The following is a 980-nucleotide window of genomic DNA, read 5'->3' as shown; positions in this document are numbered from 1 at the left end:
GGAGCGGGTGCCGCGGGGAGCGCTCAGACGCCGGCCGGCTCGGCTGCGTCCTTCACCATCGTGAGCAGGACGACGTCGCGGTCCCGCTCCGTGCCGGCCGGTGTGTACCCGTAGCGGCGGTAGAGCCGCTGGTTCCCCTCGCTGCGCCCGCCCGTGACGAGCCGGTAGCGCCGGGCGCCCGACTCCGCGAGCCGCTGCTCGACGCCGGCGAGGAGCCGTCCGCCGAGTCCGTGCCGCTGGAGCCTGGGGTGGACGATGAGACGGCCCACGCTCACCGTGCCGTCCTCGTCGAGGCTCGCGCGTACGGCGCCGACGATCTCCTCGCCGAGCCTCGCCACCAGCACCGTCGTACGGGCGAGTTGGGCGCGGAACTCCTCCTGCGTCTCGGTGAGCGGCGCGATGCCGTAGTCGCCGTACCGGGCGGCCTCGCTCTGGAAGCAGAGGTACTGGAGTTTGAGTATCTGTTCGGCGTCCCGCTCGCCCGCCGCAGAGATGGTCACGCTGGTGCCCATGTGCGCCTGCCTCCCCATTGCTCGTCTCACCCGGGCGTCAAGCGATCGAGGGTCTGCCGCACCGGGTCGGTGGCACCGGCCCGGCCGGTCGCCTCTCGCACCATTCCCTCGGGCCGCCGCGGCGGAACCTCGCTCGTGGGCATTGTGCGCAGGCATCCGGGACAACGGGAACGTAGCGGGGCGCCGGCCGCGTGTGACTTTGCCAACTCCCCGCGCCCGCACGGGTTTCGCCCGCCCGTGGAGGCGGCCCCGGCGCCCTCGCGCCGGGGCCGGTCCTCAGCCGCGGAACTCTTCGGCGGCGAGCAGGGCCGTGTCGCAGTTGTCCGAGAAGAGGCCGTCGATGCCGGTGGCGTAGAGCTTCCGGAAGTAGCCGAAGGCGTCGCCGTAGGCGTTGGGGTCCTCGCCCCTGCGGAAGTCGGCGGGGAGGAAGCTGTTCTCGTTCCGGACGGTGTACGGGTGGACGACGAG

1 protein-coding gene and 1 pseudogene are annotated in these 980 nt (G+C 72.8%); both read right to left on the bottom strand.

What is annotated here, in order from left to right; all coding sequences use genetic code 11:
* Positions 1-23: 23 nt before the first annotated feature.
* Positions 24-512: a GNAT family N-acetyltransferase gene (locus UWG_RS0101495; protein WP_016905434.1), complete on the bottom strand. Its 489-nt coding sequence runs from the start codon at positions 510-512 to the stop codon at positions 24-26.
* A gap of 276 nt (positions 513-788) precedes the next feature.
* Positions 789-980, bottom strand: a pseudogene (locus tag UWG_RS29295) (glycerophosphodiester phosphodiesterase); the annotation flags it as partial.

Origin of the sequence: Streptomyces xiaopingdaonensis, from assembly GCF_000262345.1 — a bacterium.
Classification (GTDB): domain Bacteria; phylum Actinomycetota; class Actinomycetes; order Streptomycetales; family Streptomycetaceae; genus Streptomyces; species Streptomyces xiaopingdaonensis.
Note: the sequence above shows the minus strand (reverse complement) of the source record. Positions and strands in the feature narration are given on the sequence as shown.

Excerpts from the sequence above, each read along its gene's own strand:
- UWG_RS0101495 (WP_016905434.1), bottom strand. The coding sequence starts at position 512 with ATGGGCACCAGCGTGACCATCTCTGCGGCGGGCGAGCGGGACGCCGAA.